The sequence below is a fragment of the Akkermansia biwaensis genome, from assembly GCF_026072915.1.
Taxonomy (GTDB): Bacteria; Verrucomicrobiota; Verrucomicrobiia; order Verrucomicrobiales; family Akkermansiaceae; genus Akkermansia; species Akkermansia biwaensis.
The window spans coordinates 3130448-3157265 of the sequence record NZ_AP025943.1; the positions used below are offsets into that span (position 1 = coordinate 3130448).

Annotated in this window: 17 protein-coding genes and 1 tRNA gene; 5 read left to right on the forward strand and 13 right to left on the reverse strand. The window is 56.1% G+C overall.

Annotated elements, in window-relative coordinates; genetic code table 11:
- Both OQH67_RS12940 and OQH67_RS12945 read left to right on the forward strand, forming a co-directional pair.
- Entirely contained in the window at positions 1-1140 is a 1140-nt protein-coding gene (locus OQH67_RS12940; RefSeq protein WP_215458880.1) for an AMP-binding protein, read from the forward strand.
- A gap of 164 nt (positions 1141-1304) precedes the next feature.
- Positions 1305-4022 (forward strand): tetratricopeptide repeat protein, encoded by a 2718-nt coding sequence (locus tag OQH67_RS12945; RefSeq protein ID WP_215435040.1) that lies wholly within the window; start codon positions 1305-1307, stop codon positions 4020-4022.
- Positions 4023-4263: 241 nt separating this feature from the next.
- Here the strand turns inward: OQH67_RS12945 and OQH67_RS12950 are convergent, their stop codons facing one another.
- The 9 genes from OQH67_RS12950 to OQH67_RS12990 all read right to left on the reverse strand — a co-directional run bounded on the left by OQH67_RS12950 (position 4264) and on the right by OQH67_RS12990 (position 17938).
- Positions 4264-7956, reverse strand: coding sequence for a LamG-like jellyroll fold domain-containing protein (locus OQH67_RS12950; RefSeq protein ID WP_215435039.1), 3693 nt, complete (start codon positions 7954-7956; stop codon positions 4264-4266).
- A gap of 134 nt (positions 7957-8090) precedes the next feature.
- A complete protein-coding gene (locus OQH67_RS12955; protein WP_215435038.1) occupies positions 8091-8780 on the reverse strand; it encodes a PEP-CTERM sorting domain-containing protein in 690 nt (229 codons plus the stop codon).
- 336 nt (positions 8781-9116) lie between these two features.
- Positions 9117-10439 carry a Gfo/Idh/MocA family protein gene (locus tag OQH67_RS12960; protein WP_215435037.1) on the reverse strand — a complete coding sequence of 441 codons (1323 nt, stop codon included), beginning with the start codon at positions 10437-10439 and terminating at the stop codon, positions 9117-9119.
- Between the two features lie 24 nt (positions 10440-10463).
- Entirely contained in the window at positions 10464-12560 is a 2097-nt protein-coding gene (locus tag OQH67_RS12965; protein ID WP_215435036.1) for a M3 family metallopeptidase, read from the reverse strand.
- Between the two features lie 28 nt (positions 12561-12588).
- On the reverse strand, positions 12589-14193 hold the full coding sequence (locus OQH67_RS12970) for a tetratricopeptide repeat protein (RefSeq protein ID WP_215435035.1): 1605 nt from the start codon (positions 14191-14193) through the stop codon (positions 12589-12591).
- An 18-nt stretch (positions 14194-14211) separates the two neighbouring features.
- Entirely contained in the window at positions 14212-15969 is a 1758-nt protein-coding gene (gene argS / locus OQH67_RS12975; RefSeq protein ID WP_215435034.1) for an arginine--tRNA ligase, read from the reverse strand.
- Between the two features lie 159 nt (positions 15970-16128).
- A complete protein-coding gene (locus OQH67_RS12980) occupies positions 16129-16275 on the reverse strand; it encodes a hypothetical protein (RefSeq protein WP_215435033.1) in 147 nt (48 codons plus the stop codon).
- Between the two features lie 170 nt (positions 16276-16445).
- A complete protein-coding gene (locus OQH67_RS12985) occupies positions 16446-16970 on the reverse strand; it encodes a hypothetical protein (RefSeq protein WP_215435032.1) in 525 nt (174 codons plus the stop codon).
- 113 nt (positions 16971-17083) lie between these two features.
- Positions 17084-17938, reverse strand: coding sequence for a hypothetical protein (locus tag OQH67_RS12990; protein ID WP_215435031.1), 855 nt, complete (start codon positions 17936-17938; stop codon positions 17084-17086).
- Positions 17939-18131: 193 nt separating this feature from the next.
- On the opposite strand from OQH67_RS12990, the gene OQH67_RS12995 reads away from it, so the two are divergent.
- Positions 18132-18632 carry a GNAT family N-acetyltransferase gene (locus OQH67_RS12995; protein ID WP_215435030.1) on the forward strand — a complete coding sequence of 167 codons (501 nt, stop codon included), beginning with the start codon at positions 18132-18134 and terminating at the stop codon, positions 18630-18632.
- 87 nt (positions 18633-18719) lie between these two features.
- On the forward strand, positions 18720-19730 hold the full coding sequence (locus tag OQH67_RS13000; protein WP_215435029.1) for a TlpA family protein disulfide reductase: 1011 nt from the start codon (positions 18720-18722) through the stop codon (positions 19728-19730).
- Between the two features lie 41 nt (positions 19731-19771).
- Here the strand turns inward: OQH67_RS13000 and OQH67_RS13005 are convergent, their stop codons facing one another.
- The gene (locus OQH67_RS13005) at positions 19772-20134 is read right to left on the reverse strand and encodes a TfoX/Sxy family protein (protein ID WP_215435028.1); all 363 of its coding nucleotides are present in this window, start codon (positions 20132-20134) and stop codon (positions 19772-19774) included.
- Positions 20135-20433: 299 nt separating this feature from the next.
- On the opposite strand from OQH67_RS13005, the gene OQH67_RS13010 reads away from it, so the two are divergent.
- Positions 20434-20521 (forward strand) — tRNA-Ser (locus OQH67_RS13010).
- Between the two features lie 108 nt (positions 20522-20629).
- Here the strand turns inward: OQH67_RS13010 and OQH67_RS13015 are convergent.
- The 3 genes from OQH67_RS13015 to OQH67_RS13025 are packed head-to-tail and all read right to left on the reverse strand — an operon-like array spanning position 20630 to position 26807.
- Positions 20630-21439: a hypothetical protein gene (locus OQH67_RS13015; protein WP_215435027.1), complete on the reverse strand. Its 810-nt coding sequence runs from the start codon at positions 21437-21439 to the stop codon at positions 20630-20632.
- A gap of 41 nt (positions 21440-21480) precedes the next feature.
- Complete coding sequence (locus tag OQH67_RS13020; protein WP_215435026.1) at positions 21481-24693, reverse strand: glycosyltransferase family 10 domain-containing protein; 3213 nt, start codon at positions 24691-24693, stop codon at positions 21481-21483.
- Positions 24690-26807 carry a glycosyltransferase family protein gene (locus OQH67_RS13025; protein WP_215435025.1) on the reverse strand — a complete coding sequence of 706 codons (2118 nt, stop codon included), beginning with the start codon at positions 26805-26807 and terminating at the stop codon, positions 24690-24692. Before OQH67_RS13025 ends, OQH67_RS13020 begins: the two co-directional genes overlap by 4 nt.
- Between the last annotated feature and the right edge of the window lie 11 nt (positions 26808-26818).

Below are 26818 nucleotides of genomic sequence, written 5' to 3' on the forward strand. Positions count from 1 at the left end.
ATGCCCGCTACCGGAACACCCATGCCCTGGGAACAAAACGCCGGACCGTGCGTGATGGCGCCTCCGCACCTGTCGGAATGGGCGCGCCGCGCCGCCGCTTTCCTGGAGCGGCAAGGCATGGAAGACCTGATCGCCTTCGCCACGTCCGGTTCCTCCGGCTCCCCGCCCAAGGCCGTTTTGTTTACCCGGCAGGCGCTGGACATCTGTGCCCGCGGCGCTCTGGAGCACCTGCATGCGGAACGCGGAGACTGGTGCTGCCCCCTGCCCGTCTGGCACGTGGGGGGCGCCATGATTTACCTGCGCGCCGGGCTTGCCGGCACGGCCGTGCATGCCCTGGAGGGCAAGTGGAATCCGCGTGCCTACGCGGACCTGATGAAAACTTCCGGAGCGCGGTGGTCCTCACTCGTGCCCACGCAGGTCGTTGACCTGGTGAACGGGGAAATACAGGCTCCCCCCGGCGTCCGGTGCATCATCGTGGGCGGCGGCGCGCTGGATATGGAGACGGGCAGGCGCGCCCGAGCGCTCGGCTGGCCCGTGGTTCAGAGCTACGGCATGACGGAGTCCGGCTCCCAGCTGGCTACCGCCCTTCCGGATGAACCCTACCATACGGACCGGCTTTCCATTCTCCCGCACTGGGAGGTGGCGGCGGATTCCCTGTGCCGTGCGCGCTTCCAGGGGGAAGGCAAGCTGTGCGGACGCCTGCTGACGCAGGACAACGGCGAATTCCTGCTGGAACACGTGCCGTCCCGCGATTGGTGGACTACCTGCGACCTGGTGCGCCTGGAAGGACGCTTCCTGACGTTCCTGCGCCGGGCCGACAGGCTCGTCAAAATCCTGGGGGAACTGGTTGATCCGGATGCGGTCCAGGAGGCCCTGCAGCGCCGCGCGCCCGGCGCCGTGGTGGAAGCCACGGCCCACCCGCGCGCAGGCGCGGAACTGGTGGCCTGCGGTCCTTCCATGGCACGTCTGAAAGAAGCTTCCCGCGAATGGAATGAAACGGCGCCCGGCCCGCAGCGCATAGGCTCCATCATGGAAACGCCCATACCCCTGACAATCATGGGAAAACTGGACCGCACCGCCCTGCGCGCCATGATGCGGGAACATCCTGAGAAACGGGAGCGGGTGGACTTTCCCCGGTAGGAACGCATCCGTTCCGCGGCTTTTCATTTCGCCCTCCGGAGTGCCGGCAGAGGCATATCCGCCACTCCCGGAAAAAGAACGTGACATAATAAATATTTAAACATCAGGGCACGTGAAAAACGCTTGTAGGGCATAGGTTTTTCCTGTTAGAAAAGAACTAATCCATGCGTGCCCGTCTTTTGCTTATTCCTTTTATTTTTTCCGCCCTGGCCAACGCCCAGGACGTTCCCGCGGCATCGATGGAGACGGCGTCCGGAAAACCCGGACAGGTTCAGTCCCCGCATCTGGACCAACTGCCCATGGACGGAGGGTGGACTTACGGAGAACTTCTCGACAAGGCCCTGACGGGCGATTTTCGTGCCAATATGCTGGCAGGGGAGTACTGGATGGGGTTTTATTACCTGAACCGGGGCGACCTGCCCCTGGCCTGCCTGGAGCACATGCAGAGCTTTTTCCAGAAAGCGGCGGAGAAGTCCGGGCATCCGGCTCCGCGGCTGATGATGACGGACCCCTACGGGATTTTCGGGATTTTCAAAACCGCCCCCATGCGGCCGGAACATGCGGAATGGCTCGCCGACTGCCGCAAGCTGGCGGAACAGGGGGACATGGATGCCGTGACGGCCCTGTACACGGTTACGGACCTTCCCGCGGAAGATTTGAAGCGTTATCTCGCGTCGCTGGAAAAGAAGGCGGCCAAGGGGGACCAGGACGCCCTGGCCCAGCTTGCCTTCATCAAAACGGACTGGCTGAAGGAAGACCCGGCCGCCACTCTTGCCACTCTGCAGAAGCACGGCAGAAATGCCAAACCGGTCCTGCTGGCGCGGATGGGTCAGCTGGCCCTTTCCCTGGGCAATTCCGTTCCCCAAAACGATCCGCGCCGGAAGGAATGGCGGGATTTGGCCGTTCAAACACTTTCCCGGGCTGCGGAACAGGGCCATGCCACGGCCATGCGTATCCTCGCGGCCATGCCGGAAGGAACCGATGCGGAAAAAAACAAGGGATTTCTGAAAAGCCTGTGCGCCCGGGGAGACCTGGAATGCCTGCTGGCCGGACTTTCCGGCTACATGAAGGAAAAGCCCGGTTCCGTGGACGGAAAGATGCTGCAGGACATGTTCGACAAAGCCCGGAAACTGGGCAGCAACAATGCCTGCGCGTGGTATTCCCAGCTTCTGTCCGAGGCCAAGCCTCCGCAGGAACAGGAAGTGCAGGAAGCGGCCCGGGCCCTGCTGGCGCTTCATGACGAACGGGCCATGCCCTTCCTGAAAGAACCGCTCGCGCTTCCGCAGAAAAAACTCAACCATCTTCCCCCCTACGCCAAAACTCACAAGGAACTGGAACTGGCCTCCCAGATGGGGGACGTGGATTCCTGCGTCCAGCTCGGCGAGCTGTGGAAAGAGGAATTAGCCAATACGATGGATTCCGTGGGAAAGGCCCATGAAGCGCAGGAGAACATGCGCACGTGGTACAAGATGGCGGCGGAGGAAGGCCACCCCCTTGCCAAATTGCGCCTGGCCCAGATGGAAGACCCCGACCTGCTGGAAAAACCGGCTTCGGAGCCGGGGGCAACTCTGCTGAACGACTGCCTGGCCAAAGCCGCCACCGGAGATTTCATTACGTTGAAAGGCATTGCGGAGTACGTCACGCCGGAACAGTGGGAAACCCTGATAGCCCCCCTCCGCAGCAAGGCACGGGAAGGAGATTCCGTCAGCCAGGCCAATCTGGCTTATCTGATGCTGTTCAGCTACAGGAGCGAGGAGTCCGGCTACCCGGAAGCCCTTGCCTGGGCCCGCCTTTCCGCCGGACAGGGCGATCCCTGCGGCATGTACGTTCTGGGCCGCGCGCTGATTTATGAGTTCGGGCTGGAAAAGCGCATGGCGGAAGGAGATTCCTGGATGTTCCGCGCGGCCCTGAAAGGCCATGTGGACGCGGCGGACATATGGAGCTCCAACAACGAGAACCTTCAGCCCTACAGCGCCATGATGCATGGTCTTGCTTCCCGCGGGCACATCCCTTCCCTGCTTTTCCTGGCGAACCAGGCGGCCTATCCCCAGAATGCGGCGGAACAGACAGCCGGAGAGGAAAGGAAGGATGCCTCCCGCACGGACAAGACGGCCACGGGAGGGGAGGACACCGATCCCGGCGCCGTTCCCCCGTGGATGACCGAAAGCGGCAGGGAACGCAGCGCTCCGGAGCCCTCCACCGTCAATCCGGAAGCCGTGAAGTTCTGGGAACAGGCGGCGGAACTGGGAAGCCTGACCGCCCTGGACGAACTGGCCGCCTATTACGAAACCGTGGCCCGCAACGTGCAGGACCCGGCCGAACGCCAGCAGCTTCAGGCCTCCGCCATGACCGCTTCCACCGCACTGGTGAGAAAGAACGACGTGCGCGGATTCAAGCGCATGGCCCGTTATTACGAGCAGGGAATCGGCGTGCAGCCGAACAAGGAGCTGCACAGGGATTACGTGCTGAAAGCTGCGGAAACGAACGATCCGGAAGCCCTGGTGGAAAAGGCCAGGCTGCTGATCAAGGGAGAAGGGATGGAACCGGACCCGAAAGCCGCTCTGGACATTCTGACGAGGCTGGAACCGAACCAGGTGCGTCCCGTTCCCGGATTGTACTTCCTGCTGGGCTATCTGCATGAAGAAGGACTGGGCACGCAAAGGGACACCGCCCTGGCGTACCAGTTCTACATGAAGGGAGCGGAACAGGAAGACGACAAGGCCATGAACAATCTCGGCTCCATGTATGAAGGAGGAAACGGAGTGGCTAAGAACCTGGAGGAAGCCAAAAAATGGTATGAACAGGCGGCCGCCCTGGGCAATGAAGACGCCCGGGCCAATATGAAACGGGTCAAGGAGAAGATGAAGAAGGCGATTAAGTAATCCCCGCTTCCGGGAATGCCCTCAGCGTGGAGAACGGTTGTTTTCCATTCCCGTCCGCGCACGGAAACGGAAAACTCCGTCTTTCATGCTGAAAGCCCGCTGACGGCTCCCTGTCCGGTAGTGCATGGCGTCGTCCCATTTTTCTTTCCTCGCAGGGTCCGCATTCCTTCGGGCACGAAGACCCGAAGCTTCCGTTCCCCAAAAGGAGTTTGAAGGAGTTTTGGTGAAACCCGGCAGGGGATTATTCCCTGGTCACTTTCAGGCGCAGAAAGCGGCGTCCCCCAGCAGCACCGACCGCTTCCGGGTCCACAAATTGCGCCGCAGTCTTTCCCGCCGTTTCCGCTTCACCCACCAGCGTCCAGGTTTTCAGATCCGTGGACGCCTCCACCTCATGCTTCACGTCCGTTGCATCCGGATTGACGGGCCACGACAGAACCAGATGCATTTTCCCATCCTCTCCTTCCCTTGCCGTCACGCTGGTGACGCTTCCGCAGGGCCGGAGAGGATCAAGCCCCGTAGCGTATTTCATCAGGTTGACGATGCCGTCGCCGGAGGGTGCGGCCTCCGGGGCCGTCTGGTTCCCCGCCGTGCCGGAGGGGAATTTGTCCTGTACCCATTTGTCATATCCTGCCGTTTCAGGTGCTTCCTGCGTGACGCTGACGGAGCATTCCTGTCCGTCGGACGCCCGGAACACAACCGTTCCGGAACGCGGCCTTCCGGATTTGTTTTCTCCGGCCGTCAGAACCACCGTCGTCCGGCCGATGCCGGAATCCGCGGAAACGGATAACCATTCCGGACGGACGGTCACCATCCATCCCAGATTTTCCTCTTCCATCTGCACTTCCACGTCCGCCGTGCCGCCTTCCGCCGGCAGGGCGGCCCCCACGCGGGAGAGGGAAAAAGGAGAGGGCGTGTCGGGGAACGATGTGGAAGAGACATATCGATTGGCGGCGCGCAGCAGGGAACGGCGGTCAAAGTAGTTGTTCCGACCGGCGGAGTCCGCCAAGTCCAGCCCCAGGTCCCAGTACATGAATCCGGCCAGTTTCTGGTCACTGATGTATTTGGCCTTTCTCTTGATCGTCGTTACGCCGTTGTAATGGAGGGTTCGGGTTCCGTCGGAATAAGTATAAACCGCCGTGTCGTTGTCCGGGTTGTCCGCTTCCGGACAATTGGCGGCTATGTCCCTGTATCCCTTGATATAGGTGCCGGGATTGGAGCCTCCGGGCGTTCCCTGGAAGGGCGCGCTCAGAATGATCTTGTTGTCCGGGAATCCCTGCTTCCGGAAATTGCCGCATGCCGTGACCATGCTGTTGTACGTGTTCACGTCAATGGACGGCCCGTAGTTCTGGAAAGTGAAATAGTCCACATACTGCATGTAGGCCGCCGGAAATTTGTAGGAAACCGTATGGAGGGAGATGGAGAAGAACATGTCCGGGCAGGCGGTGCGGATGGCCTGGGCCAGCATACCGTACTGGTTCCACTGGGCAGTGTTCTCATACATCCATTCAAAGTCCAGGTCCACACCGTCCAGCGGGTATGTTTTGATCAATTCCGCTATGTTGTCCGCAAATCTTTGACGCGCGGCGGCATTGGAAATCATGGAAGACCACGACCCGCTGGCAATGCCGAGCCGGATGCGCATGCCGGAAACGCCCGCCGTCCATTTGCGCAGGCAGCGCAGGTGTTCCGCCCAGGAAGCGGTATCGCGCCCGAAGATATCGCTATCGCCCCAGCGGGCGACAATGAGGCGGTCATTCCAATTGGGCTGTACTTCCGTACCCAGACGATTCACCGGCCGGGCCAGATGCCACACGCGCATTTCATCAATCCTGCCTTGCAGATCCCGCCCCACTACGGCATTCGCCGTGCCGTTCATATTCCCCGGGGAAGCTTTTGCCGTAGCCACAGCGGAACCGTTCACGTAAAAAACGCCCGTTCCCTCTGCGGAATTCCGGATGAAGGACAGCCAGAAGTATTCATGGAGGGCAATGGCAGGCAAATCCGCCTCCCAGGCGGCGGAGGAGCCAACCTGCAAACGGGCCTTGTAATGGTCGTCCGCCCATGACAGCGTCATGGACACGCTGTCGTTCTCAAACAGGGTGACGTTCTGTTCCCCCGCGGAAAGGGCCATGTTGATTTCAATCGTAAACGCATTCGCATTGTTTCCCGTTACCAGGCCGTTGCCTACGTACATGCAGGCCCCGTCCCCGGAGAATTCCAGAACGTTCGTCCGCGTGCCGTCGGAAGGAAGAAGCCGCACGCCCCTGCTTTCCGTCACATCATTGTCCGGGTAGGAGAAATTGATTTCTCCATTGGCGGCAGGGGAAGCGGAACCGATGTAAATCAGGTCCGAATTATTGATCATGTGGGACCTGTTCGGCCAGTTCCACATGATATGGCTTTCACGCACATACCCGGTCACCAGCATGTAGCGGAATACGGCATTGTCCGTCACGATGGAGAATTCCGCTCCGGCAGGCGTCACCGCCTGGTAGGAACGGGTCAGGACACTCCCTGTTTTTTCCGCAAATTCCGTCCATTTGGCATCCCGGAAATCACCGTCCAGCCTCCAGAGTCCGACCAGCCGGTCATACCTGGGATGCGCCATGGGCAGAGGCCCCGTCAGAAAGAAATCGTCACCGTCATCTCCCAGTGCGGCATTCCAGAACCGCACTTCATCCCTGGCACCCCTGAATTCCGCTTCCAGCACCACGCCGTTCCAGGCTTTTTCCGCGGCGGCGAGGAAAGGAGCGCCGGGAAGAGAACCCGCCGCAGCCCCGTCCACATACAGGCGGGCGTTTTCAGAATCCAGGGAAACGGCCACATGATGCCAGGACCCGGCGGCAAACGCGTCTCCGGATGCTTCCAGAACCGTTTCCCCTTCCTGTCCCGGGAAGGATAATTGAAGTTTTCCCCGGTTCAGGGAAAGGGAAATGTTTCCCAGAGACAGAATCCTGCCGGAAGAAGAGTCTCCTTCCGGCTTGATCCAGAGTTCGCACGTCATTTCACGGGAAGAGGACCATGTGTCCGCCGGCACAGGTAGCGCGACCGCGGCAGGAAGGGAAGTCAGGGCCCTGTTATGCAGCACGCTGACGGGCCTCGGTTCCGGTGCGGGAGGAGCCGGAGAGTCATCCGTCATGACGGTAAGGGCATTCAGTTCCATCCTTCCGGAAGCGGAAGCATTCGCCTTCTTGGTTACGTCAAATTCCAGAACGCCGGAAGTGTCCGCACAGGCCTTCCACTCCACCGCCATGTAAATGTCTCCTTCCGCCGTGTTCGCCGCGCCTGTCCAGGTTGTGCCATTCAAGGTTCCCGAAGAAGTCTGGAGGGCATTCACCTCCTTCAATTCCCCGGAAACCAGGGAAACGGACTGGTACTGGGGTTTATTGGACCCCATGAAGAAAGAAACCGCATATTCCTTCCCCGGAAGCAGTCCGGACAGGGATACGCGCGCCGTGGCCGTGGCTTCAGGCGTACCGTTGGCACTCAGTCGTCCGCTGGCGTTGAATGCCTCGCAATGATTGGGAAAATCAAATGCCGAAGGGGAATCCGGCGTGGCCGCCGCGTGAGTTCCACGGCTGGCCGAGTTTTCCTGCCATGTCCACAGTGTGTTGGAAGAAAGAAGATTATTAAAATTTCCAACATTTGCCTTGGCGGAAATGGACAGATATACGGCGTTGCCGAACAAGCTGCCCGCCATGATGGAGGAGGAGGAAGCCGCTCCGTTCCTGCTCAGCGGAACATTCACGAAGGTATTGGCCGCTCCGGCCCTGGTTGCCGTAAAGGACACATTGGTCCATCCCTCCTGAGTGGTGGAGGAGGCATTTCCGAAATCAACCCCAAAGGATTCCCTGGCGGATTCCCCATGCACCAGAGCACCCAGCCCGCATGCAAACGCCGCAATCAGACTGAGCAAGACGTTGTTCTTCATCATGATCATTGATCATCCAACATATGGATCGCTTCACAAGCAAAAAGAGCTACCGGGACACCGGACAGGAAAGATTTTTTCTCCCCTTGTTCCGGCATTCCATGCAGCCCAGGAAACAGAAGCCATTCAAGCTCTACTCAACCTCTGCGGCGGCGCATCAGCATGGCGGCCAGGCCTATCAATCCCAGAGACGCCGTAGCCGGTTCAGGAACCATTTCTCCGGAAATCTGAAGATTGGTGATCGACGCGGCCATGCCCCCTGACTGGCTCCCCGATTTATAGGCGTTAAAAATAAGCCCGTAGGAATCATAGGAGGCATCACCCATATTCAGGTCGATGGAAACGTGCATGCCATCGGAAGACAGGTTGTCAACCGCATCCGCCAGGGACCAGGTGCCGATAACCGTGGAAGAGCCGTCGGCGGCAAACCCGTAAATGTCGCACGTGTAGGTGCATTCAAACTGAGCGGAACCCCACGTGCTGCTTCTGGCAATATCAAAGGACAAGGCAGAAGGAGCGGCGGCAGGGGCCAGAGAAAATTTGAGCCCGGCAAAGTTGCCGCCAGTGTTCTGGGAGGCCGCGCCCCCAACCTGCAAACTGACAGCCCCGGCGCTGAATGCAACCTGGTTTGCCAAAGCCGACTTCTCCCAAACGCCATGCCAGGACATGAGATCATACCCCCATACATCCGCGGGAGTGATCCCGTTCGCGTTCAAACCTGTAGTTCCGGAATCCACCGGGGACAGGTCCATCAGCACGGTGGAAGCCTCCGCTGCGGGAAGCAATGCGAGGCAACCTATGAGATATAGATATAGAGTTTTCTTCATATGAGGCTGTTAATATTTTATTGGTTATAGATAACGGATTTCTAATCCGGAAGTCAACGAAAAAATCTGGAGAAAAGTTGATTAGGGATAATAAATATATAAGGATAACAGGAATAACAGGGAGCAGCAAAATCCCCTATCATTCCTATGATCCTTATGTTCCCTGTCATAAGCATTCTTGCGTTGCGGCGTTGATTTATCACGGATTAGAAATCCGCAGCAGATGTTTTCCATATTCCTGCCTCTTGCTTATTAAATATTTACTTCAACTCAGAATAGAAAAAAGGAGCAGGATTTCCTATCCTGCTCCCTTGAAAACAATGGCGGGTTAATGGTTTAATATGCCAATTCACCATTCATGACGCGGCGTTCAAACTCGGCCACGTCCACCACCTTCCCGCTCAGGCGGGCGTGTTCCGTGGCAAAGGCCATCACGTGGGAATGGGCGGATTCCTCAATGGAGGTTGTCATGTCTGCCGGGGAAGGTACCGTGAGCATGTCGTCGTACAGCGCCTGCACCAGTCCCCAGTCGCCCCCGCCGTGCCCCTGGTAGCCGCCTTCCAGTTCTCCCAGTTCCACGACGCGGGGCCGGCCTCCGAAGTGGGGCGTCACGGTGATTTCCCCCGGGCCGTTTTCCTTGTAGAAGGCTCCGGCGCGGATCCTGCCTTTGGTGCCGTACACTTCAATGTGGCGCCCCTGTTCAAAGGCCGTCATGGTGAAGGTGCCGGTCAGGCTGCCTTCAAAGCGCATGATGGAGACCTGGTGGTCCGGCTGGTCGTTGTCGCACTGAAGGTAGTCCCTGCCCCACGGGGAGGTCTTGAGCCATTCATAGATTTCCTCAGCCGTGGCTTCCCAGGCGCGGTCGTACACCATGCCCAGCCAGCGTTTGCATTCGTCGTCCGTGGCGTATTTGCGCGCGTCCCAGGGGTCTTCCCCCACTGGAGCGGTCCAGTCCGTGCAGCGTTCCGGACGCGGGGATGAGAGCGTCTTTCTCGTGAAGAAGGAGAGTTCCCCGAAGCTGGCGACGGACAGGCATTTGCGCCGCCCCATGAGCCAGTAGAGGATGTCCATGTCATGGCAGCATTTGGCTACGATCATGGGCGTGGAGGTTTTGCTGTTTCCCCAGTGGCCGCGAACGAAGGAGTGGGCGAAGTGCCACGCCCCCACGCCTTCATTGGCGTTGAAGGTGACGATGTCTCCGATTTCCCCGCTGTCGATGATTTTTTTCAGCGTGCGGTAGAACTGGGTATAGCGCAGGACGTGGCACACGGCCACGCGGCGGTCCAGGCGTTTCGCCAGGTCGCGCAGTTCCAGGGCTTCTTTCAGCGTTTTGGCGATGGGTTTTTCCAGCAGGACGTTATAGCCCAGTTCCAGGGCCTTTTTACAGGGGGTGTAATGGTAGTCATCCTGCGTGCCGATGATGGCGACGTCCGCCAGGCGCGGTTGCGCCAGCAGGGATTCCGCATCCGGAAACAGGCGGACGGAGGCGCGTTCCTCCTCCGGGGCAAAGTCCCGCACGGCTTCCGCGCGTTCCTTCACGGGGTCCGCCGCCGCGGCAATGCGGTAACGGTCCTTCCGTTCCATGGCCAGCTCCATGTAGGTCCGGGTGCGGGAACCGCAGCCGATGCCGGCGAGGGAGAGTCTTTTTTGTCCAGGCATGAGTGTGACAGACGGGCGGACGGTTTAAAGAATGCCGGATTTGACAAGGAGGGCCTCCGCATCGGGATCACGCCCCATGAAGTCCCGGTAGAGTTCCGCCGCGGGCTTGCTGTTGCCCTTGCTCAGAATGCAGCGGCGGAAGTCGCGGCCGGTCTGCGGGTTCAGTACCCCTTCCTTCAGGAATCGGCTGAAGGCGTCCGCTTCCAGCACTTCCGCCCATTTGTAGGAATAGTAGCCCGCGGCATAGCCCGTGGGGTCCGCAAAGATATGGGTGAGGCGGCGTGCAACGGACGGGCCGCGGTGCGTCATCGGAACCCGGTAGTCCGCCAGAATGCGTTCATCCGTTTCCTCCAGGGCGCCGCCCTTGTATTCGGGCCAGCGGGCATGCAGTTCCAGGTCCAGCTTGCCGAAGCAGAGCTGGCGCATGAATGCCGTGCCGCTCATGTAGTTGCGCGCGGCGCGCATTTTGGCGAAGAGTTCTTCCGGGATTTTTTCACCGGTTTCATAATGGGCGGCAAAGAGGTCCACGGATTCCCGTTCCCAGCACCAGTTTTCATTGATCTGGGAGGGCAGTTCCACAAAGTCCCAGGCCACGCTCGTTCCCGCCAGGGATTTCACTTCTACATCGGAAAGGAGCTGGTGCAGCAGGTGGCCGAATTCGTGGAAGACGGTTTCCACTTCCATGTGGGACAGCAGTGCCGGCCTGTTCCCTACGGGCTTGGTCATGTTTCCGACCATCAGGCCCAGGTGGGGCACCCGCGGATTGCCGCCGCGTGGCGGCTCCCCGACGCTCAGGCAGTTCATCCAGGCTCCTCCGCGCTTGGAGTCGCGGGGATGCCAGTCGGCATAGAAGGAACCCATGTGTTCCCCGGTTTCCGAGTCGTGCAGGTCATAGAACAGCACATCCGGATGCCAGACTTCCACCGCGCCTTCCAGCATTTCTTCCCCGGGTTTGGCGACCGCCGTTTTTCTGGGCGTTACCGTGATTCCGTACAGTCCGGAGTAAATGGAGAACAGGCCGTCCATGACCTTCTCCACGGAGTAGTAGGGCCGCAGGTCTTCCTCGTCAAAGGCGTACAGCTCCCGGCGGCGCTTTTCCGCCCAGTAGGAGGTTTCCCAGGGGGAGAGTTTTTCCACGGGTTTTCCGGTTTTTTCCTCCTTGTATTGGCGCACGGCTTCCATATCCGCCAGGAAGGAGGGCTTCACTTTGTCGTGCAGGTCATTGACGAAATCCAGGGCGTTTGCGCCGCTGGCCGCCATCCGGCGGGAGGTGGTGTAGTCCGCAAAGGTACCGAAGCCGAGCAGGCGGGCCTTCCGGTCGCGAAGGTCAAGGATTTCCGCGATGAGGGCTTCGTTGTCGTATTCCCCGCCCCTGCCGATGGTGCAGGAGCCTTCCCATACCTTGCGGCGCAAGTCGTCGGAATCCGCAAATTGCAGAACCGGCTGAAGGGAGGTGAATTTCTGCGTGAAGCGCCATTCGGGTTTTTCTTCCGTACCGTGGCCGTTGGCCAGGGCGTCCAGGCGGGCGGCTTCCCGCGCGGATTCCGGCAGGCCGGAAAGCTCCGCCTCATCCGTCACCACCAGTTCCCACGCATTGGTGGAGTCCAGGACGTTTTCCGCAAATTTCTTGGTCTTGAGGGAGAGCTGCGCTTCTATTTCCGCATATTCCGGTTTCACTTCATCCGGCAGATCCGCTCCGCTTTCGCGGAAGTCCGCCAGGGTTTCCTGGATGAAGCGCTGCTTCACGGGGGAGAGGTCTTTCACCCAGTCGCAGGCCGCGGCGGCCTTGAGCACCTTCCACAGCATGGGGTTGAGGGAAACGGAGGAGGAGAAGGCCACCACCTCCGGCAGCATTTCCCCGATGGCTTCGCGCTGGGAGGGTTCGTCGTTCACGGAGTCCAGATGCATGATGCGGCCCCAGCCGCGGTTCAGGTCCTCGGAGGCTTTTTCCAGGGCGCCGAATGTGTTTTCATAAGTCAGGGAGTCCAGAGGCAGGTCGCAAATGGCCTGGATGTTCGTCTTGGCGCGGGAGATGGCTTCCGTAATGTCCGGCTTGATGGCTTCCGGCGTCAGCCGGGACCAGGAGACCAGGAAGGAGGGGTCCAGATAAGGATGGTTCATGTCGATTAATGGGTTTTATTGAAAAGGATTATTTGGCCGCGGCGCGGGCCTTTTTCATGGTTTCCAGCACTCCGGCGTGGTTGGGGAAGCGTTTCAGCCCCTGCTCGCACATTTCCAGGCTTTCCTTGTGTTTGCCGGCTTTCAGACAGGCGCGGGCCAGAATCCATTCTTCCGGATACGGCAGCACGGGGGGCAGCAGAAGGGAGGCGAAGCGCTGGTCCCGGATGGCGTTGGAAAGCCAGATGTTGGCGGATTCAGGGAACATCATGGCGCGGATTTCCATGGCATACGCGTTGCCGAGCTGCAGGCTACGGACCCAGTAGGAAAGGCTCATTTGCTGCCTGGCCGTCGCCGCGCCGTCCATCAGCAGACGGATGATGCCGGAGAGCTTGTCAAACCGGGCGGATACGGCGGCCGCCCCACCCTGCTGCGAGGAGTATTTGGCCCCCATGTACTGGGTGAGCATGGCCATCATGCCGTTGCTCAGGTCCGGGAAGCCCTTGGGGAGGGGAGCCGGCGAGGCCTTGAGGACGTATTCCTGCCGGGGAAGGTCCGGATTGGCCAGCATGAGGCGCACGGGAAGGTTCCTGGCCTCCCATATTTGCAGGAGCGTTCCGGGGGCGAGGGGATATTCTTTGTCCAGAGGAACGGAGGCGACGGCGGAGGCTATCCTGTCCGCCTCCTTGTAACGGCCCGCGCAGAATTCGGAAACCGCGCGGTAAATGGCGGAACGGAAGTAGGCATCGTTGAGGGCGCGGGGTACTTTTTCCGATTTCTCCCAGTCTATGCACAGGTCCTCCGATTTTTTAAAGGCGGCGGAGGCGCCCCGATAATCCCCCGTCCGGAACAGGAAATGGCCCAGCAGGTGATGGGCGGAAGAAGACTGCGGGTTGGCGGCCACGGCCCTGCGGGCGGTTTCCACCGTTTCCGGGGGGATGACGGGAGCCACTTCATCCAGCAGGGCGCGCATGAACAGGGCCGCCTGGGAGCCGGGACGCTTTTTCAGCACTTCGTCCACGATGCGGACAGCTTCCTCCTGCCCTTCTCCGGGTTTGCCCCGGTCGTCAAAGCCGTCCCGTAGGAGCATGGCGTAAAACAGGGGGGCGTAAGGGTCGCGCGGCCATGTCTCGTACAGAGTTTTCCACGCCTTGCGGGCTTCTTCCGGGCCATCCATGAGAAGCACGGCCAGGGCGTCCGCATAAGCCCGTTCATGTTCCGGGAAGGCGGGATGAAGCGCCAGCTCCTTCATGCTTTTCATGGATTCCACGCGCTCCTTCTGGAATTCCGGCCCTGCCGCCATGAGACTCATGCATACGCCCCAATGAGCCATCAGGCAGTCGGGGTCCAGCTTCAGGGCGGCGGAAAATTTCCGGTACGCCTTCATGTCGCCGAAGGTGAGCAGGTGCGTCATCCCCTCCAGCACCAGCGGCTGGGCCGCGGGGAAAGAGGTGCAGACGGCCATCATTTCCACACCGGGAGGCAGCGGCGGGGCCTGAGCCGGATGAACGGCAGCGGCCTCCTTCTTCCATGCATTCAGGACGGGACGGTCCAGCCAGGGAGCGGCATTTGCGGAAAGAGCCGCACACAAGCCGCACGCGGCAGCCAGAAAAACACGGTTGAAGGGGAACTGCATGGGATAAGGCGGTGTTGGTTACATTCTGTCCGGCACGCGGATGCCAAGCAGCCCCAGCCCGTGTTCCAGCGTTCGGGCGGTCAGCTCGCACAGGGCCAACCGGGAATGGCGAACGGCGCCTTCCGATTTCAGGACCGGGCAGGCTTCATAGAAGGAATGGAAAGCGCGGGCCAGATCGAACAGGTAGGCGGCCAGGACGTTCGGACGGCAGTCGTCCAGCACCTGCGGAACGACTTCCCCATAACGGGCGAGAAGTCTTGCCAGGTGGATTTCCGCGTCCCGGGAGAGCTCCACGGGAGCGGTCCAGTCCAGCGGAGCGCCGTCCAGCTTCCTGAAAATGGAGCGGACGCGCACGTAGGAGTTCTGAAGGTAGGGAGCCGTGTCCCCCTGGAGGGCCAGCATTTTGTCCCAGTTGAATACGTAGTCCGTCATCCGGTTCTGGGAGAGTTCCGCAAATTTCACGGCGCCGATGCCGACGATTTCCGAAACGCGCTTTTTTTCCTCTTCCGGCATGTCCGCGCTTTTTTCCTCCACTACGCGGGCGGCCCGTTCAATGGCTTCATCCAGCACATCCTGAAGGGAAACGGTATCCCCGGACCGCGTCTTGAAGGGTTTGCGGTCGTCGCCGAGAATGGAGCCGAACGCAATGTGGCGGTAATCCCCCTCCATGCCGCGGCGGCGCTGGGCGGAGAAGATCTGGCGGAAATGAAGCGCCTGAGGAGCGCCTACCACGTACCAGATGGAGTCCGCGCCCCAGGTCCTGATCCGGTGGTCCAGCGTGGCCAGGTCCGTCGTGGCGTAAAGGAAACCGCCGTCCGCCTTCCGGATAATGCAGGGATTGGCGCGCCATTCGCCCTTTTCCTGAACCAGGAAGGGGTCTTCATTCGGCGGAACGGAGCCGTCGGAAAATACGCAGATGGCTCCGTCGCTTTCCCGGGCCATTCCGGCGGCGATCATGCCGTCCACCAGCGGAGCCAGGGCGTCGTTGTAAAAGCTTTCCCCCAGCCAGTAGTCAAAGTGGATGTCAAGCTGGTCGTAAATCCTGGAAAGACCGGATTTGGAGACCTCCACGCAACGCTTCCAGATGGCGAGGTTTTCTTCGTCCCCGGCCTGGAGCTTCACCAGCTCCGCCTTGCAGGTATCCAGCAGTTCCGGCTTTTCCTTGCACATCAGGTTCACGTCCTTGTACACCCGCAGCAGCTCATCAATGGGGTTGGCCTCCAGGGCCTGTTCATCCAGAATGTTTTTCCAGCCCCACAGGATCATGCCGAACTGGGTTCCCCAGTCGCCGATGTGGTTGTCCGTAATGACCTTGTGGCCTACAAAGCGGGCTACGCGGGAAAGGGCGTCGCCGATGATGGTGGAACGGATGTGGCCCACATGCATCGGCTTGGCGACGTTGGGCGCGGAAAAGTCGATCACGATCGTTTTGGGGTCCCGCACCTGCTCCACGCCCAGCCGTTCGTCCGCCAGCATGGCAAGCAGGCGCGAGGCGTAAAATTCCGGCTTGATGCGGAAATTGATGAAGCCCGGTCCGGCGATTTCCAGTGAGCAGACATCGTCCTCCCCCGCCTGGTCGACCACCTGCTGGGCGAGCGCGCGGGGATTCGTTCGGCACTGCTTGGCCAGAACCATGGCGGCGTTGCTCTGGTAGTCCCCGAAGCGCAAGTCCGCGGACGGAGCCACGGTGGCGCGAAAATCGGCGGGAAGGTCCGCCCCCAATACCGCCTTCAATGCGGCCGATAACTTTTCTTCAAGTATTCCGGGTATGGTCATGTCTGCTCAGATGAACGGACATTCCACCTCCATAGTCAAGGCGCAACTGTCATCAAGACATATCTTTTCCAGTAAAAAGAACACGTTGCGGCACTCGCCCCCGCCATCCGGCCGATCCGGGCATGAAACGCCCAAACCGGCCTGTTTTCTCAGATCATTTTAAAAGGACCTCATTCTGGAAGATTTCAGCCAGTCTTCCATTTTTTTGGAGGCTTTAGCCTCCCTGTTCACGTTGCCTTCCGGCGCGGCCTTCGGCGAGAAGGCCCTTGCCAGAACCGATGCCAGTTTGTTCTTTACGTTCATCATGTTTTTCTATCAGGTTTGAACCCCTTGGAACAGGAAGCGTTCAGTGAGGAACCGCACCGTTCCCGCGGGGAACGGCGCCTACTTATTGTACAAGATACATTTATAGCAATAGAAAAAATTCCTCCTTTTGTCATACTTATAACGATAAGCCGGAGAGAAATGACAACCGGCTAATCAAGAGACGATTCCAGAAGACGGCTTTCCCTAGCGGCCTCCTCGCTGAACGGCTTGCCTATCTTTTTCATTTCCGCTTCCACCCTCCGGTGTGACGAGTTGTCCTCCATCATATCGTCCACGGAACGCTTCAGGGAAGCCAGGTTGGACGTATACAGCTTCCGACGGTCCGCCGTACGGGACAGGAGAACGCCCTTCCGGTCAAACAGGACTAGAACGGTATAAACGTCTCCATTTTTGCCTCCGGCGATCAGCCCCACGCCAAACAGGGGGATATTGCCCACCAGATTGTTTTTCGCCTTCCGGTAGCGGTACGTCCACAGCACTCCCTTTTCCATCTCCAGCACGTCGGAAGGCTGCCCCAGTGTCTCGTAAACGTCGGCCTTGGTGGCCCTGCCCGGCTTCAGTCCTTCATAGCTTGAAGCGGAAGCCACCGCCTTGTTCCCGTAAGTCACGGAACAGGCCGCCAGCACCAGGCCGCCGGCGGCCACGCATGGAAGAACCGCGTAAAGATTTCTCATGACGGCAACGGTACGCCGTCCCGCCGCCAAGTCAATCACCCGCGCAGCCATTCACAACAACATCTTCCCGGACGGCGGAAAGGCAGGAAATGCCGAGCCGCTGCCGGGACGGTCTAATTTTCCCCGAATTCGTACTTTTCCGTCTTCCAGAGAAACATCCTGCGGTACACATGGTATTCCGTCAGGCAAAGAATCGGCATCCCGATGATGCCGATGAAGGGCAGCAGCCGGAACAGGTGGCGGCACAGAAAGAGGAATACCATCAGGAAGCTTTCCCGGAATACGGTCATGTACAGGGAATAGGGGTCAATGAGCGTCCGCTTGTACAGGGATGAGGCCAGGAGAGGCCCCAGAATGGGGATGATCCCCAGAAACACCACGGCCCCGAAGGTCCACCAGGTACGCCGGGAAATGTAGGTGTCATAAATGTCCACGGACCGTTCCCCCTGGAGCACGGCCTTCCCGCACGCCGGGCATTTCTGCAGCAGGGTGGGTTCCTTCAGCGGCTCCCCGCAGTAAAAGCACCTGCGGAAGCTACGCAGGGCTTCTTCATGCCTGATTCTTCCGGATTCCGGCACCACTTTCCGGAGACGGGAATACCCGAGCCAGTTCAGGGCGCGGGGAAAGGGATTCGGCGCTCCGCATTTGGGACAGTGGAGGCCGCAGGGATACATCACGGTACCGCATTCCGGACACACGATGCGGTGCCTGTATTCCCTTCTCTTGCAGAAATGGAACATGGCCCACATGCCCGCGCCGCCCAGAATGGCCAGGAGAATCACCACCCCGGGATACAGGAGGGAATACGCCACCAGGTACTCCGACCAGGAATGGTCCGAATGATGCATGAGGGATTCCGGCCGTATGGGATTCTGCTCCACGTCGGGAAGCTGGCTCACATATCTTTCCCCCATGTCCCTCAGCGGCCCCGCGGGGAGCCATTGTTGTATGGGATAGGGTTCTCTCATGATCGGATGTGCATACGGTGCTCACATTACAGACAGGATTCCCCCACGGTTTCCGTCAAAAAAGCCTGTGTCATTCATCGTAAGGTCCCGGTCCGGAAACATGGAGAAAAAAGTCAGCCATTGCCGGAAAATTCCGGCGGCGGACGGAAGCCGCACTTTTCATGAAAAGCCTTTCCGTGTAACATTCGTAGCCATGCCGACACTCCGCCAAGCCACCAAAGACGACATCATGCTCATCCACGAACTGGCACAGCAGGCTTTTCCCGCCACCTACCGGGACCTCCTTTCCCGGGACCAGATGGAATTCATGATGGACTGGATGTATTCCCCCGCCAACCTGCTCAAGCAGATGGAGGAAGGTCACGTGTACTTCATCGCCACCCACGAAGGGGAATACTGCGGCTACCTTTCCGTGCAGCCGGAGGAACCGGGCATCTTCCACCTGCAGAAGATTTACGTGCTGCCCGGCTTCCAGGGAAAGCACATCGGCAGCTACCTGTTCCGCCAAGCCGTCAGCTACATCAGGAGCATCCATCCCGCGCCCTGCCAGATGCGCCTGAACGTCAACAGATACAACACCAGAGCCGTCGAATTTTACAACCGCATGGGAATGAAGGAAGTGGAGCGCGGAGACTTCCACATCGGCCACGGCTATTACATGACGGACTATATCATGGGCCTGGACATTGCCTGAGTACTCCGGCACAGGAAACCCGCACTTCTGGACGGATGCATGTTCCCTGCTTGACTCTCAATGGAAAATGTTCCATCATTCTTTTATATGAGAACCCTGACCACTCTTTTTCTTGCCGGAACCCTGGCCGCCGTTACGGCGCCGGCATGCATTCATGCGGCGGAAACCGGCAAGGGTGCCAAGGTCACCTACCCCGCCTTTGACGACAGCAAGTACATCCACGGCCCGAAAATCACGGCTTCCAGCCTGAAAGGGAAAGTCGTCTTTTTTGAATACTGGGGCATCAACTGCCCGCCGTGCATCGCCAGCATGCCGCACCTTCAGGAACTCCAGGATAAATACCAGTCCAAGGGGTTCACCGTCGTTGGAAGCCACAGGCAGGGACTTTCCCCCAGGGTGAAGCAGTTTCTGGAAGAAAAGAATATTTCCTTCCCCGTTTACCAGGGGCTGGATATTCCGGCGGCCTCCTGCCCGGGCGGACTGCCCCATGCCGTCTTGATCGGGGCCAATGGAAAAGTCGTTGCCAAGGGATACCCGCCCGAACTTTACGACCTGGTAAAAAAGGAAGTGCTCAAGGCGGAACGCGGCCTTCCCATTCTGGAAGACGTGGAGTTGAACAAGTACAAATCACTGGCAAAAACGGTCGTCTCCAACGGCAGCAACATCGAGTCCAAAATCACACCCCTGCGAAAAAAGACGGACGATGAGGAAGCACAGGCCGTGTGCGCCGCCTTTGACGACTGGCTGGGGGACGCCAAGGACATGGTGCAGGCCCAAATCAGCACCAACCCTCTGGAAGCGGTCTCTGCCATCACGCGCCTGAAAACCGCCGTGCCGTCCGTCAAGGAGTTCGATGAAGCCCTGGCAACCCTGAAAGCCAACAAGGACCTGCCCAGGCTGGCGGATATCAATAAAAAGATTTCCGCGCTGGAACAGCGCAAGGCCAAAGGGCGCAAGGTAGCGGAAGCGGACCTTAAATCCCTGACACAGGCTGTGGACAAATTCGCGGAGTCCGACAACGAAGCCACACAGACCGTGGCGGCCAACCTGAAAAAATCCCTTTCAGCCCTGGCCGCTTCCTCCTCCGACGAAAAATAACCTTTTCCGCCGGACAGTCCAATTTCCGACACAAACAGGCGTCACAGACGCCTGTTTCTTTTTGCTCCGGAAGTTTTTTTCTTTTTCCCACCGGATAAAACGTCGGGAGCCGAAAGAACGGAGCATGTTTTCCGGACAAAAGAGGAAAGAGCCCGGTCATCGTCCAGTTCCGTCACCAGGAAATGCGGTTTGGCACCGGGATAAGGACTGCCCTGCTCCTGTTCCGGGAGCATCTCCAGCCCGGGAGCCGTCACCTTTACAAACAACTGGTTGTCGCATACCAGACCGAAATATTTCCGGTCACAGTACAGACCGTACTCCCCGAACATTTTCTTGAAGGAAATTTCCCCGGCATGCCGGAGCTGGAAACAAACATATTCTACAAAATCCGGAGACGAGGCCATGTCTTATATTCCCATATACACGGCCTTCCCTGCAAGCTGTAAACGAACATCTTTTGTATCCATGATGCCTTTTATGGAATCCGTTCCGCCATCACTCGTTTTCATCCTGCGGCGATTCGGAAACCTTTCGCGGAAAAACCGTCCCTGCCGTCTTCCCCTCAAACCGCTGCAAATCCGTTCTTATCCCGTTCACGGGTGCTGGGGCACCTCTTTCCCTGCTGCTTTGAACTCATGCGAAACATAAAACAGGCTTTACAGCAAAAAATTTTCAAGATACTTTACGCCCACGCTTTTTGCATGGAGAGATGGCAGAGCGGTTTAATGCAGCGGTCTTGAAAACCGCCGTGGGGAAACCCACCGTGGGTTCGAATCCCACTCTCTCCGCCAGTTTTTCCCATGTGCAGAATAGGTTGTCCCCCAGGTATGAGGCAACGTCTCCCCGCTGAAGCTTGTTCCGGGGAGATACGTTCCGACACCAAATGTTGCGTTATGGACTTAATCCAGGGATAGATCCACGTACGGACTTTTTGCCTCCTGAAGCAGCGGAAGGATATCAGTCCGGAAACGATTCACCAACCCGGGATTTTGAGGAAGAGGAATGACCTCATCTTCCCTGAATTCCCGGATAACATTTTTGTATCTGGCTTTTCTCCGGAAGTGCATCCAGCAGGCTCTGGAATAGGCTTTGATGCAGGGGTGACGGGCAATGTCCACTTCGTAAGGTGCAGCGACTCCAAAATGCGGCAAATTGTTCATGCCGCAAATTAATGAATCACTTCCCCCGTTTCTTGGCCGTGGACCAAAGATCATCAGCCTTTTCTGAAAAACCAGAGTATTATGGCCCCCTATGGAAACGCAATCTTCCGGTTTGCGTGCCATTTGGAAAGCCTCCTCCAATTCCTGCGTAAAATAGATTTGATCAGCATCCACTTTACCTACACAGAATGATTTCCCGGCGTAAAGATCACGGATGAAATCCATTCCGAAATTCAAGTAGGTATCAATCCTGTTTTCCCTGGGAAGAATCCTCAAGTCATCTACGGAACGGGGAGGAACCACATGATGCGGATAATGAAGAAAGCTCATGCGACACTCATAGTTATCTTCAATATGCCGTTTCCATGCTTCCATGAGCTCTATACTGCGGTCCTCCGTATCCGACCACAGAATAATAATATGATCCAGAACGGGAGCTACACTTAAAAGGCAGGGAATAATAGTATTTTCTTCGTTGAGAATACGAAGAAAGCCTATCCGTTCCAACCTTTCTTCCGAAGAGCTTGCTGTTTGTATGAGAGATTTCATGTTGATCCTGGCAGTGTTTAAATATGGATGATATTATAATTTCAGGCGGATATGCTTGTTGCAGATTCACTTGAATTTTCTCCGCATCCGCTTTGCGTTATTTTATGAAACATTTCGTTCATCCATGAATGAATCAATTCCGGTTTTTGCTTTACCAATTGTGTGATTTTTCCATGAACGAGGGCAATGTCCTCATCATTTTCAGCGTGATGAACATATGTTTTTGTCAGATAAGGCTCTAATCTTCTTGTTGCTTCTGCATCACAGTCCCAATGTGGATTTGAACTGTAAAAACCAAACAGGTGCAGACCGGAGAATTTTTCCTGCCGCAGTATCGCCAGAGGATCTCCATAACGTTGGAAAAGAGACAAAAACGTTTTTTTCTTCCTTACCTGTTCATGCGCCGGAGAGATGTATTTCCCCTGATGCATAGGTGATTCGCCGCTGAAATCAAGCGGCCAGGGACATCCCCAAACGCCTAGGTGAAGATAAGGAAAATCTTTTTTCAACCGAAAGGCCAAAATCAGGGCCATGAGGGCATCCTTGCAAATGCCTGTCAGAAGAATGGATTTGAGTCCGGGCATCTTCCTTATTTTATGTTCGATATCAAGCTGCATGCGGTCCAGCAGGAGAAGCCCTTCCCATTGATGATGTTTAATGCCCATGAAGGGACTCCGCAAGTTACGGAATACGGAATTATTGCCGTCATAGAGATTAATGAGCAATTCATCCGCATATTTATTCACTTCATTAATGGAAGAGGAACAATGGTAATTCAGGTATTGGTATTTTCCCTTTTCCGTTTCATAAAATTCCTCCCTGCCCCAGTTGTCCCATTGAAGAACGAGCTTTTCTTCATCATGATGAAGAATAGCTGCAGTATCATTGCCGTGGAGCCTGCGTCCCCGTTTCCCATGTATACGAAATTGATCCGTCCATTGGGGATGCCTGATGACAATGTCCTGCACGGATTCCTGTGGCATTGAGGGAATCTCTAAAGAAGCGGAACCCGGCAATGGAGGAGAGGAATAATGAAATTCCCCAGCCTCATCCTCCAGAATGGGAATTACCCTTCCATGGGCGATGAGGGACTGAATATAGGCATTTTCCACAGGAGCATGATGTTTGGGAATTCCGGGAGCTCTCACATTCATATCCGTATCTCCCAAGTAATAGAGTTGGGCATCAGGAAACAGATAGTCCGCCAGGCAAAGAGCTTTGCTCAATGTCGTGAAGTTAGGGGTACTCCGATGAACTGCTCCCGGCATGAATTTCCAGTTTTTCAGACCTTCCCGGCAGGCAAATTCATTGGAATACTCCAATTCTTCATTATTGAAATAGATTTCCGGGATTTCAGGAAGCATATCCATATGCCTTTCCGCAGGAGAAAAAGACAGATACCCGGGAAAGCATGAAATCAAAAGGATATCCGTTCTTGTTCCCGCCAAACCGGAATTCAGGTTATCCATTTTACTAACCCGCATGACTTGGTCACAGGAATCAACAAATGCTGAATAATTGCGTTTCAAATTCCGTTTATTGGAGATGATGCATACTCGTTTCTTGTGTCCTTCAGAAGCCAGAAAACGCTGATATTCTTCATTTCCGCTTAATCTTGACAACAGCTTCCATTCCTCTTCCGTATCAATTTGCAAACAACAGGGAAAATCGTTTGAATACGGACGGGAACCGTTATCAAACAGAGTGCCGGATTCCTGAAAATGCTTCCGTGTGATAATATTAATATTGCCATCAAAGAAATAGAAAAATTTCCTGGCATCCTGTTCGCGATGAGCCACGTGAAATTGCCCATCCAGATGGCCGATCATTTTAATTCTATGGGCCGTATAGGCTGAGTGAATTTCCCCTTTTTCCATGTCTTCCGCCATCTGGCGCAAGAGTCCTGCCCTGCGCAAGGGAGAAGTCGGTTGAAGGACGGCCAATATTTCACAAGAGAATCTGGACAGAACCTGGCGAACGCAATTTTCCATTCTCCGGTCATCCACCGTTTCCCGGAAATAACGGATGCCTTCCCGGCGGCAGCATTCCATGATATCTTCACTGTCCGTACTGACAACCGGTACAAACCCTTCCTGAAGAGCATACGAAACAGAATATAAGAATAACGGACGCCCTGCGAACAAGCGACAGTTTTTACCGGGACAGCGCTCCGAGTTTTTTTTGGCCGGAATAACGGCCAGTTTATAAAACAAACGCGAGGCCGTGTCTTCTTTACCTGGCTCAAAGACAGAAGAAACGGATTTTTTCACCATCCGGGGCAGCCTGAGTTCCATTTTCCCATGCCATTGCTTGCCATCATCATACCGGGACATTACAGGATAGCCATGATGTAAGCGCCGCGCCTGGATGTGCGGCCTGCCGGTACGGCATATTTTCCCCGTTGAAACTACCATGGAAAAGAATTCCTCCAGGCGATGCATGTATTCCCTGATGTCCGGCCGGCCGGGAGCAAAAACGGGACCATCCATGTAACTCAGATAGAGCTCTTCATCCTGGTCAAGCCGGATAATGTATTCAGCCAGGGCTTCCGGGGATAAAAAATCCCCGGCATTGACAAACCGTGACGGATTGACTTCCTTTCCGACATCGGGTGCACCCCAGTAAATGGGGAGGGAAAGGGCTGCCAGAGGGTCAATCAGTTTTTCAGTAGTGTAACCGGCAGCCGGGTAGTTTTCAAAGGCAATCGTAAATTTATAGGATGAACAGAAGGCGATCTTGTCCCGCACACATTCTCCCATGTTGTTCAGCACCGTACCTCCGCAATCTACGGGCTTGTATTGGGAAAGAAGACGCATAAAGTGAATTCTTTCCGGAGAATTCCCATTGGAATATACAAAGTTGCAAAAACGCGTGTGCCTGGACAAAAGAGATCTTTTATCCTTGGGATATTGTTCCACTACCCCAGTCCTTTTTATATAATCCCTTCCCATCCAGTTGGGAAGACGCAAATGGCATTCGGGATAGAGGACATCCTCCCTCATGAATGAAATGGCATAGTCGCATTCATCCCACAACGGTTTTACAGATTCAGCCGTATAGAAAACCCGGATGCCTTTAAACTGGCGGTATGCATTTCCAAAGACGGAGTAAATCAGCAAATCGGCTTCATCCTGCCTATCCACAATGACCATATTCAGCCGCTCCCTTAAGACTGCTGATAAAATGGAATCATGCGGATTGAATCCCTGCCAAAAGTCGGCAAAGGCCACACGCGTCGATTTCTTGCCATTCATGACTGCTTTCTCAACCACGCGTGCCCTCCATATTTGGAAAGCGATTTATCCTTCACCAGGATTTTAACCCTATGCTTGAGCCCCATAAGATGATAGCGGTTAAATACCAGAGTCTCAGGGAACAAATATTCCGGTCCCAGAACAAGGGGATGCCTGCCGATCACATATTTGTTGATGTGGCTTTCATCATGCCAGACAGCTATAATTCCATTGTCGAGGTCCCGTTTGACAGCCCCTGCCAATTCCCGGCACATGGAAAGAAAGTCCCTGGCCTTTCCTCCATTGAAACCTCCGGCGACATAGTATTCCCCCTGTCCGGGAGGAATTCGCGCTTCGGACATTCCATTTTTTTCATAGGGATAACAGGAACGGGGAAGTTCGTAAAATCCCGGATGAAGAGTCACGGCAAGTCCCTGCCGATCATTCGGAAAGATTTCCTCTCCAATGGGAGAGACCGGCAATAACGTACCATTCATAAAATAAATGTAGTCATATTCCTGCAATTCTTTCTCAATACTTAAGAAAGTCTCAAACCGCCTTAAGGTTTCCATCGGCCAGGGATAGAACGGCTTGCTGACAAGCGTTACATCATCAGCAGTTTTTACTTCATCATGATCCGTGAACAGAAAATAGCGGACATCGTGGCCTGGCAGAAAATATTGCTTGGAGGCTGCATAAAAATCTTTCCAAAAGGTTATATAGCGCCCTGTAGAGATATATAGTACAGCCACTTTCTTTTTCCGTGAGGAAGGAGAATGCTGCTGATTTCCATTTCCTGAAAGGAAAAACGAACCGTCTTCTTTCCTTCTGAATGTCTCCGTTCCCCATTGATCCCATTTAAGGGTCACTTCTTCATCGGTCAAGGAAAGGACGTCAGCCCAGTCATTCCTCTGAAAACGGCATGCCCGGCCGTCAAAAACACGTACGATGTCGTACCATTGGGGATGACTGATTTCCATGAGCGATTCGGCATTGGCCCGGCTGGTGGAGATGCGCCAGTTTCTTCCCCGGAAGTCTCCCGGCACCAGTCCTCCGCGTATCACGGAAGCATTGTTGGTCTGAATGACCAAATGCATCGGAAGAGACATTTCCTGTACGTAACGGATACGGTTGCAACTCCCGGTGTCAATCATGAGCTTATGCATGAGATTATCCTCCGTAAACCCGTATCCGGAATGTCCCAGCCTTGGAGAAATCTCGGAGATTCTTCCGGGCTCCTGCTCACAGGTGATTAATTTTTCAAGGACATCTCTGCTGAATACCATGGTGGGACCGAAACAGCTGAAAAAGCCATTCCCGCAAAGCGGATAACCCCCACGGGCGTTCAGATATTGGCCAAAGCCGCAGTAATAACTGCTGAATTCCGGCGGAAGATGCTGATGGAAGTCATTGACGGATTTAAAATAGTCCCTTCCGTACAAATCATCGTCGTCAATTTTGGCAAAAAGGTCGTAGTTGGAGATATCCAGATCCCGTACCGTATCTAAAAAGTTGGAAAGCTGGTTTTTGTTCGGGAACAGCCTCATTGTCAGCCGTCCTTCCTGGATGAAATGCTCAAAAAGAGGAAGAACGGTCTTGCGGTATGTTGTTTCCGGAATGCCTTTAACAGCGGCAAAAACATGGAAATTCTCATAGCTCTGGTCCATCATGCACCAGATTTGCCTCTGTAAATCCGTCAAACGCCTGTAGGAAGCAAGGCAGGCCGCAATGCGGCAGGCCGGTCTTTTTTTTGTCCGTTCATGCTGGTAAAACAAATTGTGACGGGCAACCCGAATATTGAGTTCGCCACTGCTGTTGGCCGCCTCCAACGCAACATCTGTTGGCAGCCGATAATCGGCAAAAACCTGAATGACTTTTTTCCGTTTGCAAGAGGGAATTACCATGGCATGCGTTCCCCATACATAGGCCGTGTTGGAGTCGGTCCCTCCCGTTTTGAAATCTTCAAACAAAAGTTCATCAGACTCAAACGGATTTCCCTGAGGCGACCAGACGGCATGGTGAAAGAGTCTGAAAATATCCGTTTCCGGGTGCTCCTCCATCTCTTTCCTCAAAGCCGCCTCCAAACGTGATGAAGCCACCATGGGAACGGCATCGCTTTCTCCGAAGATAATCAAGTCATTTCCGG